We start from the raw sequence: 15,651 nt of genomic DNA, 5'->3' as shown, positions 1-15,651 counted from the left end.
GGCCGAGAGCGCCCCCGTCGGTGTCCGGAGCTGTTCGGCTCAGGCGGTGTCCTTCAGCGCGTAACGCACGCGGTGCGTGGTGTAGACGAGCGGCAAGTCCGGAGCGCGCTCACGTGCGCGGTCCGCGGCTTCGCACCGCACCGGTGCCGCCACACCGCCGTGCCCGCCCTCCAAGCCGTGAGCTCGACGCCGCTCGCGACGAGCCGCAACCCGTCCACGGTGCCGAGTTCCCGCGACTTCGACGGAAACTCCGCGCCCTCGGACGTGGTCCGGTCGATCTCGGTGGCCGTCAGGCGGCGTTCCCGGTCGTTCACGCCGTCAGCACGAGCTTCCCGCGCCCGTGACCCGAGGCGCTGACGCGGTGCGCCTCGGCGGCGTCGGCCAGCGGGAACGTGCCGCCCACGGCGATGACGAGCTCGCCCCGCGCGGCGAGGTCCGCGAGTTCGGCCAGGCGCTCGGGTGACCGCTTGCTCGGCGTGGACGAGAACACCACGCCGTACTCGCCGGCGGCACCGTCGGCGATGGTGACGATGCGGTCGGTGCCGCCGCGCAGTTCGATCGACGCCGGCAGCGCGCCCTTGCCCGCCACGTCGAACACCGCGTCGATGCCCTCGGGGGCCAGCGCGCGCACCCGTTCCACCAGGCCTTCGCCATACGTGGTCGGCGTGGCGCCGAGTGCGGCGACGTGCTCCTGGTTGTCCGGGCCGGCGGTGCCGATGACGCGCACACCGGCCGACAACGCCAACTGCACGGCCATCGTGCCGACACTGCCCGCGGCGCCGTGGACGAGCAGCGTCTCACCGGGCCGGACGTCCAGCAGGTCCAGCACGCGGTCGGCGGTCTCGGCGGCTGTGGGCAGGGCCACGGCGTGCTCCCACGACAGCGCTTCCGGCTTGGGCGCGAACGTGGAGGCCAACGCGTACTCGGCGTACGAACCGGTGTCCGCCCAGCCGAACACGTGGTCGCCGACCGACACGCCGGTGACGTCCGGGCCGAGCGCGTCGACCACGCCCGCGACCTCGGAACCCAGGATCGTCGGCAACGGCGTCCTGAAGACGGACTCCATGATGCCCGAGCGGACCTTCACGTCGAACCGGTTCACCCCGGCCGCCCGCACCTCGACCCGCACCTGGCCGGGACCGGGTTCGGGGCGCTCCGCGTCGGTCAGGACCAGCTCTTCCGGCCCGCCGAACCGGCTCAGCACAACGGCTTTCACGACGACGTCTCCTCTGGCATCGCGCGGCCCTTGTCGGTGAGCCACACGTGCAGCACACGCCGGTCGCGCGACCTCGGTTCCCGGGTAGCACGTTACGTGGTCGTGCACCGGACCTGATGGCGGTATGCCCGATCGGCATGGGCGGACGTTCGGCGGAGGGCATTAGGCTGGCCCGGACCGGTGAAGTCCAGTGTGGACCTTTGGGGTGTTTGTCCAGTCATGCCGTGCGCAGAAGCCACCGATGGCACGAGGATCGCGTTCGACGACATCGGTGCCGGTGAGCCGGTGGTGCTGCTCGCGGGTCAGGCGAACTCCCGGGGTTGGTGGGACCCGATCCGCGGCGATTTCGCGGCGCACCACCGGACCATCGCGGTGGACGCGGTCGGGACCGGGGGCAGTGACGAGCCGAGGGACGGCCGGTACGACACCCGTCGGTTCGCCGCCGACGTGGTGGCCGTTCTGGACGCTCTGGGTGTCGGGAAAGCCCACGTCTACGGCACGTCGATGGGCGGGAAGGTCGCCCAGTGGGTGGCGGTCGACCATCCCGACCGGGTGGGCGCGCTGGTGCTCGGGTGCACCTCGCCGGGCGGGGAGGGCGGCCTTGTCGCCGAGCGGGACGTCGTGCGGCCGCTCAGGGGAGCCCCTGCGCAGGTCCGGGAAGCGCTGGTGGACTTGATGTTCACGCCCGAGTACGCACGGGCGCACTCCGGTCCGTTCCACGTCCTCGGGGCTCGCGGCATGTCGCCGTCCGCCCGGCGGGGGCATCGGCGTGCCAGTGAAGGCCACGACGCCTGGGACGAGCTGGGGCGGATCCGCGCGCCGACGTTGGTGCTGCACGGTTCGGCGGACCTGTTCTGCCCGGTGGGCAACGCCGAGCGCATCGCGAGCCGCATCCCCGGTGCCGAGGTGTCCGTCATCGACGGCGCCCGCCACGCCTATTTCGAGGAGTTCCGCGAGCAGGCGAGCGCGGCGGTGCTGTCGTTCCTGGCACGTCATCCCCTGGACGCCGGCTGAACGGGTTCGCCCAGCCAGGTTGCGCGCGGCCAGTGACCCGGCCGGGTCAGTCCGCGTCGAGCACCTTGGCGACCAGGCCGGGGAACCGGGCGTCCAGCTCGTCCAGCCGCAGCGTGTTCATCCGCTGCCGCCCCTCGTCCCACTGCCGGATGATCCCGGCCTGCCGCAGCGCCCGGAAGTGGTGGCTGAGCGTCGAGGCCGCGACCGGCAGGCCGAACGTGCCGCACGGGCGGTCGCCCTCGGCGATCAGCAGCCGGACGATCGCCCGCCGGTGTGGGTCGGCGAGCGCGCGCAGCACGTCGTCCAGTCGGACGTCGGCGATGTCCGGGTGGCTCAGCGGCACCCAACGGCCCAACCCCATTCCCGGCAGTCCTCTCAGCTCTATTCGACACTTAACGAAAAGTCTACGTCCTGCCTGGTCTCTTAGAGAGGTCTCGAAAAGACACCCCAGGGGAGGCCAACCATGGGATTCGTCCTGAGCACGCTGCTGATCGCCACGCTCGCCTGTCCGATCGCGGACCCGGCGCCCGCCGGCCCGCGACTGCCCCACCAGCCGGACGTGCCCGGCCCGACGAACATCGAGGACGGCGCGGTCGACGTCACCACGGACGGCGGCAAGGGCGTCCTGCTGGAGTTCAAGACCCGCCGCTGGACCGAGTCGGGGGAGAAGCCCGCCGCGCCGCGCCGGTTCGTGTTCCTGTTCGACGACTCGGTCCGCTTCAACACCACCGCGTTCCCGACCTGCGACCGCACGACGATCGAGCGGGACGGCGTCGGGGCCTGCCCGGCGGGCTCACGGGTCGGCGGCGGCACGGCCGAGCTCTACCCGACCGGATCGGCCGACGTCGCCGTGTTCAACGCCGCCTTCGCCGACGGGACGCGCGGCGTGCTCATCACGATCCCGGCGACGGGCACGATCCTGGAGAACACGTTCGAACGCGTCTCCCACCCGTACCGCGACCGGTACACGTGGGGCTCGGACGAGATCTTCCCGCCGAGCGCGGTGCCGCCGCAGGACCGGGCGGTCACGCGGGCGTTCACGGTGACGTTCGGCGGGCGTCACGACGGGCGCAGCTTCGCCGAGACCGACACGCCGGTGGGCAGGCCGATGGACTTCGGCGTCTACAGCCACTACGTCACCGGCCAGATCACCCTCACCGAAGAACGCACGACCCGCACCTCATGACCTGGGCACGCCCCCGCGGCCGGGCTGCGGGGGCGTGTGGTCAACGGTGTTCCTCCGGCCGGAGCCGCGCGACCAGCTCGCCCCGGCTGCGCACGTCGACCTTGCCGAACACCGACTTCAGGTGGTCCTGCACGGTGTGCGCGGAGATGACGAGCCGGGCCGCGATGTCCGAGGTGGAACGTCCCGCGATGACCTCGTGGCACACCTCGCGTTCACGGGGCGTGAGACCGTAGGCGGCCAACAGCAGGCCGAGCAGCTCACTGCCGGACGCCCGTTCGACGGTCACCACCGTCTCGTCGTCGTCCTCGGAGATCAACCTGCTCGCCTGGAACAGGATCCAGCCGCCGGACGCGTCGCGCACGCGGGCCCGGAACGTGCCGGACCCGCTGGACCGCGCGCCGACCACCACGGCCCGCAACATCACCGCGAACCGGCCGGGCGCGATCTCGTCCAACTCCTCCCGCCACGACCGGGCGGCGGACGTGGCCGCGCGTTGCGCGCCGTCCCGACCGACCACCACGATCGCCGGCTCACCACCGGACCGGTAGTTCCCGCACCGCACCGCCACCCTGGTCGCGCCGGCGATCGCCGGCGCCACGGAGGCGACGAACTCGGTCTCCCGGTCGGTGAAGTCACCGCGCCGCACCATGCCCGCCGCGCCCCAGCACGTGCCGTCCACCCGGAACACCGCGCGCAGCTCGTGACCGAGGCCGAGCGGACGCCACACCTCGTTGAGCCGACCGCTGTGCGCGACGTCCCGGTGCGGCACGTCCGACAGCAGCGCCACCGGTTCGGGGCGACGGGCCAGCTCGGCGAACGTGTGCGGCTCGGCCCCGCCGTACTCGTAGCCGGCCAGCAACGGCTCGTACTGGACCGGGATGCTGGTGGGGCCGCTGGTCATCGAGCTGATCACGGCGGTGTCCGGGTCCAGCGACGCCCAGCAGGTCAGCTCGGTGGGCACGACCCGTTCGACCACGTCGATGGCGGCCCGGTGCAGTTCGGCGACCCCGAGGCCCGCCGAGGCGAGTGCGGCGATCTCACGCCGCGCGCCGATCGCACGACCTTCCCACATGGACGGAGTATGCGCCCCGTTCCGGGGGTGCCGACATCCCACATTTCCGGGATGGAGGGGCCCGGTGGACGGTTCCTACCGTCGGGTCATGAAGACACACCTGAGCACCGCCGGCGACGGCATCGAGCTGAACTCGCCGGACGCCAAGATCACCGTCAAGGTCGACGCCGTGCACACCGACGGCGCCTACGAAGTGTTCGAGGTCGACGCGCAACGCGGCCCGACCATGCCGCCGCACCGCGAGCCGTGGGCCAAGACGTACTACGTGCTGCACGGTCGGATGGCCGTGCTGGTGGACGGCGAGGTCTACGACATGGGCCCCGGTTCGTCCATCGCCATCCCGTCGGGGGCCTCGAACACGTTCACCGTGCACACGCGGTCCGTGCAGTTCCTGGCGATCAGCCTGACCGACGCGCTGGGCCGGTTCTTCCGCGACATCGACCAGGCCGTGCCCGCCGGCACGCCGCTGGAGGACGTGGCTCCGCGGCTCCCGGACCTGGTCGCACGGCACGGGGTCACGGTGGGGGAGTGGCCGTCGTGAACGTCGTCGCGCAGGTCGCCGCCGGGGTGGCGGTGGCGGTGCACCTGCTGGCGTTCGCGTGGGAGACGCTGCTGTTCCGGCGGCCCGGCGTGCACCGGGACGTGTTCAAGGTCCCGAGCGAGGACGTCGAGCCGGTCCGGATGTGGGCGTTCAACGTGGGCATCTACAACCTGCTGCCGGCGTCCGGGACGGTCATCGGCCTGATCGCGGCGAACACCGGCGAGGAGACGATCGGCCGCGCACTGGTGCTCTACACGTGCTGGTTCATGGCGTTGGCGGGCGTCGGTCTGGGCGTGTCGGACCGGCTCGCGATGAGCCGCCCGAAGGGCGCCGGCGTCGTCGGCACGATCGCCCAACTCGTCCCGCCACTGGTCGCGATCATCGCGTTGACGCTGACGTGACCAGGGCATTGACGCTGACGTGACCAGGCTCGACGGTGCCGGTCACCGGGGCTGCTCCGGCTGCTCCGGCCGGCACAGGGGCGGGCCGGCACAGCACCGGGTCGGGCTTCGCGCCGCCGGAGCGCCGCCGGAGAACGCGAGCATCTCGGGGTTGCCCGCGCCCTCCTTGCCGAGTTGTCGAGCCGGCGACTCCCGAGCCGGCGACTCCACCGCGCCCGGCCGCCTGACGCGCCCGGCCGCCTGCACGGCAGGCCGAGGCGCGGGTGGGGTGGCCCAGTCCCGGGTGGCCCAGTTCGGTCACCACCATGCCGGGCACCTCACCTCACACCATGCCGCGCGCCTTGCGGCCGGGAACGCGGCCACGCGGCCGGTGTTGTCCACGCAGGACCGGCACGCAGGACCGGTCGGCGGTGTCCTGGGGTCCGCGGCGTCCTGGTTCCGTGGGGCCTGGTTTCGCGGCGTCCTGGTTGAGCGGCTTCGGCGGGGCAGAGGTGGTTGGTCGCGGTCCTCGTTGTTTCAACCGACGTTTGAGTCGGCCGATAACAGTGTTTTCCGTACGTCCCCGGGCCATGATCACCCGATCGTGTACAGCATCGGCAGGTAAAAGCGCTGGTCAAAGCCAGTCTACCTGAACCGTCAGGCCGATGATGTTTTCGTCAAAGCCCGCCGTCCGTGGTCCGGAAGGCGGCGTCGGCACTACCGGTCGCAGGCGGTCAGGGCGGTGAACGCCTCCCAGGCCGACTCCGGGCCGAACAGTCGCACCGGTGTGAACAGCACGTAGTGCAGTGGCAGGTAGGACAGGTCGCCCCACGGTTCGCGGCGGTGGGCGCGGCCGAGTAGCCGCCCACAGCGGGTGCAGGCGATCCACGGGACCACGACGAGATCCGCCAGGCCGAACGGCTCACCGCCCATCGCCTCGCCGTCCTCGATCACCCGCACATCGCCCCCGGCACGCGAACGGCATCGGCGCAGGACCGGTTCGACGGCCTCCCGCACGCCCCAGACCTCCGCGGTGACCGCTATCCGCGCGTGGTCGTCCGCGCTGATCGCCACCCCACCCTCCACCAGGCCCGAGACCAGCCGGTCCAAACCGGCCTCCTGCTCGCCGATGTCCCAGCAGTCGACGACCTCCCGCGCCCGATCCGGTGGCAACAGCGCCGCCAGCCGCCGCCACCGATCCGCTTCCGCGTCAACTCCCGCGTCAGCTCCCACGTCCGTGCGTCCCTCGCCCACGCGCCCGAGGCTAACCGCACGATCCACTCGCCTAGAGTGTCGGTTAGCCTTACCTAAACTTCCGGGAGGTGTGGGTGTCGCGCGAAGCGGTGCGAGGGGGCGCCTTGCTGGTGTCGATCGGAGTGCTGGGCCTGGTCGTCCTGCTCAGCCTCTGGATCGGCACCAAGAGCATCCCGTTCACCGACACCTTCTCCCTCCTCCTCGCCGACGACGGCACCGGCGACGCGGCGATCGTCCGCGACGTCCGCGTCCCCCGGGCCGCCCTCGGCCTGCTGGTCGGCGCGGCGCTCGGGCTGTCCGGCGCGGTGATGCAGGCGCTGACCCGCAACCCGCTCGCCGATCCCGGCCTGCTCGGCGTGAACATGGGTGCGGCGGCGGCGATCGTGTCCGCCATCGCGTTCTTCGGCATCACCAGCCCCACCGGCTACGTCTGGTTCGCGTTGGCCGGCGCGGCGGGCACGGCGACCGTCGTCTACGTGCTCGGCGCGGCCGGCCGGGGCACGGCCACACCGGACCGGCTGGTGCTCAGCGGCGCGGCGCTGACCGCCGTTCTCCTCGCCTACGTCTCGGCGATCCTGCTGCTCTTCACGCACACGTTCGACTCGTTCCGGTTCTGGAACGTCGGCTCGCTCGCCGGCCGCGACTTCCAGCTCATCGGCCAGATCTCGCCGTTCGTGCTGCCCGGCATCCTGATCGCGTTCCTGCTCGCGCGGAACCTCAACGTGCTGGCCCTCGGCGACCACACCGGCAAGGCGCTGGGCGCGAACGTCAACCGCACCCGCGCGTTCGGCGTCCTCTCCGTCACGCTCATGGCGGGCGCCGCGACCGCCGCCGCCGGGCCGATCTCGTTCGTCGGCCTGACCGTGCCGCACGTGGCCCGGATGATCGGCGGCAGCGATCAGCGCTGGGTGCTGGCGTTCTCCGCGGTCCTCTCGCCGATCCTGCTGCTCGGCTCGGACATCGTCGGCCGGGTGATCATCGCGCCGCAGGAGATGGAGGTCGGCATCATCACCGCGTTCATCGGCGCGCCCGTGTTCATCGCGCTGTGCCGCCGGCGGAAGCTGGCCACGCTGTGAGGACGACCCTGTGAGGACCATCCGCACCCCGGCCGTCTCGCTCCGGTTCAGCGAACGCGCCCTGCTCGTGAGCACGGCCATGGCGGCGCTGACCGTGGCCGCCGCCGTCGCCACCATGGTCACCGGCGACTTCCCGCTGACCATCGGTGAAGTGCTGGCCACGTTCTCCGGCAACGGCGACGGCTACGCCGACTTCGTCATCTTCACCCTCCGGCTGCCGCGCCTGATCACCGGCCTGCTGGTCGGCGCGGCGCTCGCGCTCAGCGGCGCGATCCTGCAGAGCCTGTCCCGCAACCCGTTGGCCAGCCCCGACATCATCGGCTTCACGCAGGGCGCGGCCACCGGCGCGATCGCGGTGATCGTGCTCGTGCAGGGCAGCATGACGGCCACCGCGCTCGGCGCCACCGCCGTCGGCCTGCTCACGTCCGCCGCCGTCTACCTGCTGGCGTTCAAGCAGGGCGTGCAGGGCTTCCGGCTGGTGCTCATCGGCATCGGCGTGAGCGCCATGATGCTCGCGGTCAACTCCTACCTGATCACCCGCGCCACCCTGGAGAGCGCGTTGGCCGCGCAGACGTGGCTGGTCGGCGGCCTGAACAACCGGGGCTGGGACGAGGCCCAGGTCGTCGCCGCCGTCCTCGCCGTGCTGCTGCCGTGCGCGCTGGTCCTCGGCCGCCGCCTGGCGCTGCTGGAGATGGGCGACAGCGCCGCGACCGGCCTGGGCGTGAACGCCGAGCGCACCCGCCTGGCCCTGCTCGTGGTGAGCGTCGGCCTGGCCGCCGTCGCCACCGCCGCCGCCGGTCCGATCAGCTTCGTGGCCCTGGCCGCGCCGCAGTTGGCCCGACGGCTCACCGGCGCGTCGGGTCCCGGCCTGGTCGCCTCGGCCCTGATGGGCGGCCTGCTGCTGGTCGTCAGCGACTTCGCGGTGCAACGGCTGTTCCCGACGACCCAGCTCCCGGTCGGCATCGCGACCGGCGCGATCGGCGGGCTCTACCTGGTGTGGCTGCTGGCCCACGAGTGGCGGAAGGGGAGCGGGACGTGACAATGCCAAAGGCGGAGCCGACAACCGGACGACTGCGAGGTTCGGATCTGACGCTGTCCTACGACGAACGCGTCGTCGTGTCCGGATTGGACGTCGAGATCCCGGACGGCTCGTTCACCGTCATCGTGGGCCCCAACGCCTGCGGCAAGTCCACCGTCCTCAAAGCACTGGCGCGGATGCTCAAGCCCCGCACCGGCGCCGTGTACCTGGACGGCGAGGTGATCTCGTCGTACCGCTCCAAGGATGTCGCCCGCCGCCTCGGCCTGCTGCCGCAGACCTCCATCGCGCCCGGCGGCATCACCGTCGGCGAACTCGTCGCCCGCGGCCGGTACCCGCACCAGCGGCTGCTGCGGCAGTGGTCCACCGAGGACGAGGCGGTGACCGCGGAGGCGATGAGGCTGACCGGCGTGCACGACCTGGCCGACCGGCTGGTCGACGAACTGTCCGGCGGCCAGCGGCAACGCGTGTGGCTGGCCATGGTGCTCGCCCAGCAGACGTCGATCCTGCTGCTGGACGAGCCGACCACGTTCCTCGACATCGCGCACCAGATCGAGGTGCTGGACCTGTGCGCGAACCTGCACGAGGACGGCAACCACACCCTCGTCGCCGTGCTGCACGACCTGAACCAGGCGTGCCGCTACGCCACCCACCTGATCGCCATGAAACCCGGCGTGGGCGTGGTCGCGCAGGGCAACCCCGCCGACATCGTGACCGCCGAACTGGTCGAGGACGTGTTCGGCCTGCCGTGCCGGGTGATCGCCGACCCGGAGACCGAAACACCGCTGATCGTGCCGCTGCGCAGGCAGCGCGTCACACAGACCTCTGGAGCGTGACCGGCCATCAGTCCTGCCGCGCCACGGTGGTCGTCTCGTCCGGCCAGACCAAGTGCGCGCGCCGTGTCCCTGTCGATCGGGAGCTGATCTCGAACAGGGTGCGTGCCCTCTCGGCGCTTTCGGAGCTGAGGTGGAAGCCGCCTTCCACGGAGTCGACCTCGGCGCGGTCCTCGAAGGCCACGCCGTAGCCCGCGACACGGGCGCCTTCCCGCTCGCCGTACTCCTCCACGATGGCGAACAGCCGTGGGGCCTCGTCCGCCGCCAGCTCGTGAACCAGCGCGGCGTCGGTGGTGGCGGCTTCGACCGGCCGGAGGCACGGATCGGCGACCGGCTGCTCGTCGGCCGGGTCGGCGAAGCCTCCGTCGTGCCAGACGGCTCCGGGGACGACCGGCCAGCCGAACGCGGCGTAATCCAATGCGGCTTGCAATGTGTTCTGCCGGGTGCCCGGCGTACTGCTCGGCACTGTTTCGCCTTTTCTGATGGAGGAGTGGCGCTTGAGTCCGAGCCAAGCGGTTCGTCCGTTCGGGCGGAGTCGCCGCGACAGGTGGCCATCCGCTTGGAGTGGCCAGAGCAGGTGGCCAGACTGGTGTGGCCGGGCTTGCTCACCCTTCAGGATGGAACCATGCACGAGCCGCTGAGTATCGGACCGTTGCTGCGCCGGCAGCGGCAGGTGCTTGGGCGCTCGCAGAGCGAACAGGCCGAAGTGCTCTCCGAACTCGCGGGCCGTGCGGTTACGCGCAACGAAGTGTCGAGGTGGGAGTCCGAGGCCAGGCTGCTGACGCCGTACTGGCAGCAGCACTACGCCAACAGCCTCTCCGTCCCCGTGGCTGAGCTTCGTCGCGCTGTCGCGGCGGCGAAGGCCCAGCGGCGGCTGAGTCGAGGTGAACCACGGCCTGAAGGAGGCGACGTGCACCGACGGGCGTTTCTAGGCACGTTGGCCGGTCTGGCAGCTTCACTGCCGGCGGTGCCACTGTCGGCTGGTGGCCGACGCATCGGAGCGGCCCACACCGAGCAGCTCCTGGCCCGCACAGCGCGGCTGCGCCGGTTGGACGACTTCTTGGGTGGCGCTGACACATACCGGCTCTACGCCCAAGAGCTGTACCAGACCAGTCGGCTCGTGCGGGTTGCAGGCATGACGAGTGCTCAGCGCCAGGCGTGCACGGTGGTCATTGCCGAGCAAGCGCAACTCGCCGGCTGGGCGGCCTTCGATGCCGGGATGCACCGCGAAGCCGAGGAGCACTACCTCACCAGCTTGGAAGCAGCCAAGGAAGCCGAGGACGCCGCACTCGCCGGCAATGCCCTTTCATTCCTGGCCTACCAGCGAGTGAGCGTTGAACGACCCAGTGTCGAGATGGCGACGGCTTCCTACGCCACGGCACAGGCCACCGCGACGCCGCGGGTTCGAGCGTTGCTCCTGGAGCGCTTGGCGTGGACTCACGCTGTCGCCGGCCAGGCGCAAGAGACCGAACGTGCGTTGGCGCAAGCTGACGAAGCGCTTCGCGTCCCAAGTGACAGGCCTGAGCCTGATTGGGTGTACTGGGTGGACGAGGACGAGCTGCAGATCATGGCGGGCCGTTGCTGGACACGGCTTCGCCGTCCATTGCGGGCGGTGCCGGTGCTCGAAGGCGTGTTGTCGCGCTACTCGGACACTCACGCCCGCGACAAGTCCATGTACCTGACGTCGTTGGCGCATGCGTACGTGGACGCGGGTGAGGTCGAGCAGGCGGCCGTCGTCACCATGCGCGCCACCGAGTTGGCCAGTGGCCTGGGGTCGGTTCGTCCGGCCGTCCGGATAGCCGAGGTGGCCGGTCGGTTGCGGCGACACCGGAGCCTTCCGGCCGTCGCCACGACCCTCGACGCTGCTGACGGGCTTACCGCTCGGGCGTGACTGTCTTGCGCAACCAGGCGAAGTAGTCGGCCGAACCGGTCACCAAGGGGACAGCCGTGATCTCCGGGTTGTCCCAGGGGTGCTCGGCGCGCAAGCGCGCTTCCAGATCGGGATAACGCGCGGCAGTGGTCTTGAGGGTCACTTGCCACTCTTCGCCTTGTCCTTCTTCGCCGAGGTGCCAGAAGAACGACGTCACCGGTCCGCTCACCTGTGCACCTGCTGCCAGCCGGGCTGTGACGGCCGACTGTGCCAGCTTTGCCGCTGCGTCACGGGTGTCGGTCGTGGTGGTGACTTGAAGGAAGTCGTTCATGACAGCCAGCCTAAAGAGCTGGACGAAGTCACACCCGCCACCTGACGCGGCCCGGTGGCTCGGGGGTCAGGTCGGTGGCGAAGGCGGCGGCTATGCCCTCGACGTCCCACGAGTCCCGCGCCAGGACGGGGTGCTTCACCGCGTACTGCGAGATGACGTGCAGCTTGTCCGGCAGGAACCGGATCAGTTGGCCGGTGACATCCGCGGCGAGGTCGCTGAGCAGGTAGGTGACCAGCGGGGCCATCTTGTCCGGTGTCTGGTCGGGTGAGCTGATCTGGTCGGCCCGCGGATCGGTGTCCATCATCGGTGTCCACGCGAGCGGTGCGACCGCGTTCACGCGTACGTTCCGTGCCGCCAACGATGCCGCCCACGACATCGTCACCGACGCGATCGCGCCCTTGGACGCCGAATAGGCGGCGGCGTCGGCACGGCCGAGCATCGCACCGGACACGACGTTCACGATCGACCCGCCCCGCATGACCTTCGCCGCCGCCGTGCCGCAGTACATCGTGCCGAGCACGTTCACCTCGATCACCGAGCGCAGGATGTCGGGCTCGTCCTCCCACGGCTCGGCGAAGTGCGTGATGCCGGCGTTGTTCACCAGGCCGTCCACCTGCCCGAACGAGGACAGGCACAGATCCACGACGGCCGACGCGGCCAAGGGGTCCGCCACCGAACCGGTGTGCGCCACGGCCAGACCGCCCGCCGCCACGATCGACGCCGCGACCGAAGGCGCACCCTTGATGTCGTTCACCACGACTTGGGCGCCCTCGGCCGCCGCGTGCCGCGCGTACGCCTCGCCCAACCCGCGACCGGCACCGGTCACGATCACCGCCTTGCCGTCCAGAACACCCATGTCAGCCGACCTGACCCCGGTAGCCGGCCTTCGCGTCGTCGGCGCGCAGCCGGTCGAGCTCGGCCCGCTCCAGCACGGCGACCACGACCTGCGGGCCGAGCCCCGCCTCGACCAGGCGACGCCCGTCCGGGTGCCACACCCCGCTGCCGCCGCACGAACGCCAACCGGCACCCGCGCCCGCGAGGTTCCCCACCAGCGCGTACATCCGGTGGTCCATCGCACGGGCCGCCGGGTGCACGTCCAGCCGCCGTTCCTGCCCCTCCGTGTACAACGCCGACACGGCGTAGACGTCCGCGCCCTTCCCCGCCATCTCCAGCGCGTGCTCGGGCGCCGCGGCGTCGTAGCAGACCGCCAGGGCGATCCGCCAGCCGTCGATCTCCAGCAGTGGCGAGGACACGCCCGGCTCGAACAGCTCCCGCTCGTCCCGGTGCAGGTAACGCTTGCCGACCACCTCGACCGAGCCGTCCGGCGACAGCGCCAGCGACGCCAGCAGCCGATCGCCGTCCGGCCCGAGCCACGCCGCGCCGACCACGGTCGTCACCCCGTGTGCCCGGCTCGCCTCCCGGACGACGTCCAACCGGGGGTCCTCGGCGGTGACCCAGCACGCCGAGTCGGTGAGCCGGGCCAGGTCGTAGCCGGTCAACGACAACAGGGGGAACAGCAGCAGCCTCGCGCCCGAGTCCGCCGCGACGGCGACCGTCGTGGCCGCGCGACGCGCGTTCTCCGCGACGTCACCGGGCACGGGCGCGTGCTGCGCGACGGCGACCACCAACTTGTCGGATTCCACGCGACCGATCATTCCACGCGGAATCCCGGCGCGAAGGCGTTACCGGGAAACGAGCCGGGAAATGTGGTAAACATAAGGGTTGACTTCGCCTGGGAATGGCGGATTCAAGACGGTCCCAGTATATCACAGGGGGCAAGCGTGACAACCGGGGAATTGTCCGCCGAACGGGAGCGGATCGCGTTCCTGCACGACCGGCTCGACCGGGAACGAACCGCCGCACAAGCCGAACTCGACGCCGCACTCCGAGACTCCCACGAACAGCGCTGGCACCGCGAAGTAGCCGTCCGCACGCTGTCCGACCAGGTCAGCCGCCTGAAGGTGGCGGGCGACGGCCTGTGCTTCGGCCGCATCGACACCGCCGACGAGCGCACCTACGTCGGCCGGATCGGTCTGTTCGACACCGAGAACGACTACGAGCCGTTGTTGACGGACTGGCGCGCACCGACCGCACGTCCGTTCTACACCGCGACCGCGGCAAACCCCGAAGGAGTGGTGCTCAGGCGTCATTTCCACACCAAGGGCAGGCACCTGGAGAGCTTCCACGACGGCGAACTCCAGTTCACCTCGAAAGCACTGCTCGACGCGTTGAACGCGCCCAGGTCGGACACGATGCGGGACACCGTGGCCACGATCCAGGCCGAGCAGGACGAGGTGATCCGGCTGCCGCACCGGGGCGTCCTGGTGATCGAGGGCGGGCCGGGCACCGGGAAGACGGCGGTGGCCCTGCACCGCGTCGCCTACCTGCTCTACACGGTGTATCAAACACCCATCTGTGGGACTCGACCCACCTTCAAGGTGAAGGTCGGGAGTCACAACCGCAATCTAACAGCGCATACGCCGACCTGTACAGGTGGGACACGTCCCACACAAGTCTTCTGGCACGGTCACCGTCGGTACACCTCAGCGAGGCGGGGAGTGGGCGTCTGGACGGTCCTTTGTGGAGCAAATCTCCAGCGGAGCAGGCCTGTCGAGATCGCATGGAGCGCCCTGTCGAGTGCGGCGATGCGATAGGCGTGGCGCAGCCTGCCACGTTCAGCACCGAAGCGGATCGGCGGATTCGCATCCGCCGTGCCGACGTGGCGGATGCTCTTCTGCGCCGGGCTCGGTTGGAGGACGCTCGTCGCTGGGAGACACATCGACGTCCGATCTCGGCTGAGACGCTTCTCAGGCGTCTTCGGATCGGCACGCGACGCGCCCGGCGGTTGGTCGAGGTAGTGGGGTCAGAGCGCGCGACCGCCGCATGATCGGGGGAGCTGGCGCGTGGATGCTCCGCTTGCGCGGGAAGGCGCGGTCCCGAACTTGCTCGACTTGCTCGCGGGCGGTCTGGGGAGATCACCTCCGCTCGCGCGTGGAAGACGGTCAGGTCGATCTGGTGATCGTCGGGTGGCCGCAGACCACTCCCGCTTGAGTGGGGAAGGCAGCGCTGCCGCACGTGAGCACGACGTGCAGCCGGGACCACCCTGCCCGCGCGGGGAAAGCGTACAGCTTGGTGTCGCCATGGCTGGTCAGCCCGGGTCACTCCCGCTCGCGCGGCAAAGACCAACAGGTTGCGCAAGGCGATCCAATACCTCGTTCAGGAAATCGGTACCGTTCAAGCGGATTCCTTGATCGCATGGCAGGTAGCGTCGAGGCAGGGCACAGAGCGGCTGCGCAACGGCGAGCCGTGGGCGCTCCAGACCGCTGCCATGTCGACCGACCTCAGGGCCTCGCGCATCCGGTTTCGGGCTTTGTCCGAGAACCCGAGCCAGCTCATGCGGCCTCGAGTGAATCTGTGGCAGCAGGACGGATCGCTGTCGATGCCCAGGTGTCGTCGGAGTGCGAGGCTCTTCGGCGCCGACAGCCCGAGCGCGTGAGCCAGTTCGCCAGGGGAGTGGTGGAATCGCTCCTGGATGTCGACCTCCCGGATCGCCGCCGCGGGTACCGACGCGTCCGCGACGAAGCGCACCGGTGCGCCGTCCTGCTTCTTCGTGAAGTGCACGGTGATCGTGACGCCCGAGCCGTCCACGGTCGTGGCGAGGTCCTCCAGGCGCGGCAGCACGTGTGCGCGTGCTTCGCCTTCCTTGATGCGCCGTTCGGAACCTGTCAATGGTGTTGAGACAGTTCAGGCTGCTTGTTCTGTTTCGTGTTCTGTCTCCTCGTTTTCTTGGGGTGGTTCGTTGATCCAGGCGGATTTGGGTAGCTTGGGTGGGGTCGGTGCGC

The 15,651-nt window shown here is 70.5% G+C and carries 18 protein-coding genes; 9 read left to right on the top strand and 9 right to left on the bottom strand.

Features of this window, described 5'->3' with window-relative positions; genetic code table 11:
• Positions 1-310: 310 nt before the first annotated feature.
• Positions 311-1,216, bottom strand: coding sequence for an NADP-dependent oxidoreductase (locus FM051_RS34335; RefSeq protein WP_158850789.1), 906 nt, complete (start codon positions 1,214-1,216; stop codon positions 311-313).
• A gap of 219 nt (positions 1,217-1,435) precedes the next feature.
• Between FM051_RS34335 and FM051_RS34330 the strand changes: the two genes are divergently transcribed.
• Positions 1,436-2,230, top strand: coding sequence for an alpha/beta fold hydrolase (locus FM051_RS34330; protein WP_158850787.1), 795 nt, complete (start codon positions 1,436-1,438; stop codon positions 2,228-2,230).
• Positions 2,231-2,276: 46 nt separating this feature from the next.
• Here FM051_RS34330 and FM051_RS34325 read toward each other — a convergent pair whose 3' ends face one another.
• The gene (locus FM051_RS34325; protein WP_158850785.1) at positions 2,277-2,591 is read right to left on the bottom strand and encodes an ArsR/SmtB family transcription factor; all 315 of its coding nucleotides are present in this window, start codon (positions 2,589-2,591) and stop codon (positions 2,277-2,279) included.
• A gap of 102 nt (positions 2,592-2,693) precedes the next feature.
• On the opposite strand from FM051_RS34325, the gene FM051_RS34320 reads away from it, so the two are divergent.
• A complete protein-coding gene (locus FM051_RS34320; protein WP_238412861.1) occupies positions 2,694-3,416 on the top strand; it encodes a hypothetical protein in 723 nt (240 codons plus the stop codon).
• A gap of 40 nt (positions 3,417-3,456) precedes the next feature.
• On the opposite strand, the gene FM051_RS34315 is transcribed toward FM051_RS34320, so the two are convergent.
• Positions 3,457-4,488 (bottom strand): helix-turn-helix transcriptional regulator, encoded by a 1,032-nt coding sequence (locus tag FM051_RS34315; RefSeq protein ID WP_158850783.1) that lies wholly within the window; start codon positions 4,486-4,488, stop codon positions 3,457-3,459.
• An 88-nt stretch (positions 4,489-4,576) separates the two neighbouring features.
• Here FM051_RS34315 and FM051_RS34310 point away from each other — a divergent pair, with 88 nt between their 5' ends.
• Both FM051_RS34310 and FM051_RS34305 read left to right on the top strand, forming a co-directional pair.
• Positions 4,577-5,029, top strand: coding sequence for a cupin domain-containing protein (locus FM051_RS34310; protein ID WP_158850781.1), 453 nt, complete (start codon positions 4,577-4,579; stop codon positions 5,027-5,029).
• On the top strand, positions 5,017-5,430 hold the full coding sequence (locus FM051_RS34305; RefSeq protein WP_238412860.1) for a DUF1304 domain-containing protein: 414 nt from the start codon (positions 5,017-5,019) through the stop codon (positions 5,428-5,430). Before FM051_RS34310 ends, FM051_RS34305 begins: the two co-directional genes overlap by 13 nt.
• 696 nt (positions 5,431-6,126) lie before the next feature.
• On the opposite strand, the gene FM051_RS34300 is transcribed toward FM051_RS34305, so the two are convergent.
• Positions 6,127-6,663, bottom strand: coding sequence for a hypothetical protein (locus FM051_RS34300; protein ID WP_158850779.1), 537 nt, complete (start codon positions 6,661-6,663; stop codon positions 6,127-6,129).
• A 74-nt stretch (positions 6,664-6,737) separates the two neighbouring features.
• On the opposite strand from FM051_RS34300, the gene FM051_RS34295 reads away from it, so the two are divergent.
• The 3 genes from FM051_RS34295 to FM051_RS34285 are packed head-to-tail and all read left to right on the top strand — an operon-like array spanning position 6,738 to position 9,611.
• On the top strand, positions 6,738-7,739 hold the full coding sequence (locus tag FM051_RS34295; RefSeq protein WP_202919166.1) for a FecCD family ABC transporter permease: 1,002 nt from the start codon (positions 6,738-6,740) through the stop codon (positions 7,737-7,739).
• A gap of 10 nt (positions 7,740-7,749) precedes the next feature.
• A complete protein-coding gene (locus tag FM051_RS34290) occupies positions 7,750-8,778 on the top strand; it encodes a FecCD family ABC transporter permease (RefSeq protein WP_238412859.1) in 1,029 nt (342 codons plus the stop codon).
• A gap of 2 nt (positions 8,779-8,780) precedes the next feature.
• Positions 8,781-9,611 carry an ABC transporter ATP-binding protein gene (locus FM051_RS34285; RefSeq protein ID WP_158851051.1) on the top strand — a complete coding sequence of 277 codons (831 nt, stop codon included), beginning with the start codon at positions 8,781-8,783 and terminating at the stop codon, positions 9,609-9,611.
• 7 nt (positions 9,612-9,618) lie between these two features.
• Here FM051_RS34285 and FM051_RS50845 read toward each other — a convergent pair whose 3' ends face one another.
• Positions 9,619-10,074, bottom strand: a complete 456-nt coding sequence (locus tag FM051_RS50845; protein WP_202919165.1) for a hypothetical protein — start codon at positions 10,072-10,074, stop codon at positions 9,619-9,621.
• A gap of 159 nt (positions 10,075-10,233) precedes the next feature.
• Here FM051_RS50845 and FM051_RS34275 point away from each other — a divergent pair, with 159 nt between their 5' ends.
• The gene (locus FM051_RS34275; protein WP_158850775.1) at positions 10,234-11,499 is read left to right on the top strand and encodes a helix-turn-helix domain-containing protein; all 1,266 of its coding nucleotides are present in this window, start codon (positions 10,234-10,236) and stop codon (positions 11,497-11,499) included.
• On the opposite strand, the gene cutA is transcribed toward FM051_RS34275, so the two are convergent.
• Genes cutA through FM051_RS34260 form a run of 3 tightly spaced genes read right to left on the bottom strand, consistent with a single transcriptional unit; the run spans position 11,483 to position 13,452 of the window.
• A complete protein-coding gene (gene cutA / locus FM051_RS34270; RefSeq protein ID WP_158850773.1) occupies positions 11,483-11,809 on the bottom strand; it encodes a divalent-cation tolerance protein CutA in 327 nt (108 codons plus the stop codon). The two genes, FM051_RS34275 and cutA, sit on opposite strands and share 17 nt — an antisense overlap.
• Before the next feature lie 28 nt (positions 11,810-11,837).
• Entirely contained in the window at positions 11,838-12,665 is an 828-nt protein-coding gene (locus FM051_RS34265; RefSeq protein ID WP_158850771.1) for an SDR family NAD(P)-dependent oxidoreductase, read from the bottom strand.
• 1 nt (position 12,666) lies between these two features.
• Positions 12,667-13,452, bottom strand: coding sequence for a carbon-nitrogen hydrolase family protein (locus tag FM051_RS34260; protein WP_202919164.1), 786 nt, complete (start codon positions 13,450-13,452; stop codon positions 12,667-12,669).
• 138 nt (positions 13,453-13,590) lie between these two features.
• Here FM051_RS34260 and FM051_RS34255 point away from each other — a divergent pair, with 138 nt between their 5' ends.
• The gene (locus FM051_RS34255; protein WP_202919163.1) at positions 13,591-14,463 is read left to right on the top strand and encodes a UvrD-helicase domain-containing protein; all 873 of its coding nucleotides are present in this window, start codon (positions 13,591-13,593) and stop codon (positions 14,461-14,463) included.
• Between the two features lie 580 nt (positions 14,464-15,043).
• Here the strand turns inward: FM051_RS34255 and FM051_RS34250 are convergent.
• On the bottom strand, positions 15,044-15,490 hold the full coding sequence (locus FM051_RS34250) for a hypothetical protein (protein ID WP_158850767.1): 447 nt from the start codon (positions 15,488-15,490) through the stop codon (positions 15,044-15,046).
• Between the last annotated feature and the right edge of the window lie 161 nt (positions 15,491-15,651).

It is taken from the genome of Saccharothrix deserti, from assembly GCF_009769385.1.
Lineage (GTDB): Bacteria > Actinomycetota > Actinomycetes > Mycobacteriales > Pseudonocardiaceae > Actinosynnema > Actinosynnema deserti.
This window is presented reverse-complemented; position numbering and strand designations above follow the sequence as displayed.

Coding starts and splice junctions, on each gene's coding strand:
- FM051_RS34275 (WP_158850775.1), top strand. CDS start 10,234: ATGCACGAGCCGCTGAGTATCGGACCGTTGCTGCGCCGGCAGCGGCAG.
- FM051_RS34330 (WP_158850787.1), top strand. CDS start 1,436: ATGCCGTGCGCAGAAGCCACCGATGGCACGAGGATCGCGTTCGACGAC.
- FM051_RS34325 (WP_158850785.1), bottom strand. CDS start 2,591: ATGGGGTTGGGCCGTTGGGTGCCGCTGAGCCACCCGGACATCGCCGAC.
- FM051_RS34315 (WP_158850783.1), bottom strand. CDS start 4,488: ATGTGGGAAGGTCGTGCGATCGGCGCGCGGCGTGAGATCGCCGCACTC.
- FM051_RS34320 (WP_238412861.1), top strand. CDS start 2,694: ATGGGATTCGTCCTGAGCACGCTGCTGATCGCCACGCTCGCCTGTCCG.
- cutA (WP_158850773.1), bottom strand. CDS start 11,809: ATGAACGACTTCCTTCAAGTCACCACCACGACCGACACCCGTGACGCA.
- FM051_RS34285 (WP_158851051.1), top strand. CDS start 8,781: ATGCCAAAGGCGGAGCCGACAACCGGACGACTGCGAGGTTCGGATCTG.
- FM051_RS34310 (WP_158850781.1), top strand. CDS start 4,577: ATGAAGACACACCTGAGCACCGCCGGCGACGGCATCGAGCTGAACTCG.
- FM051_RS34265 (WP_158850771.1), bottom strand. CDS start 12,665: ATGGGTGTTCTGGACGGCAAGGCGGTGATCGTGACCGGTGCCGGTCGC.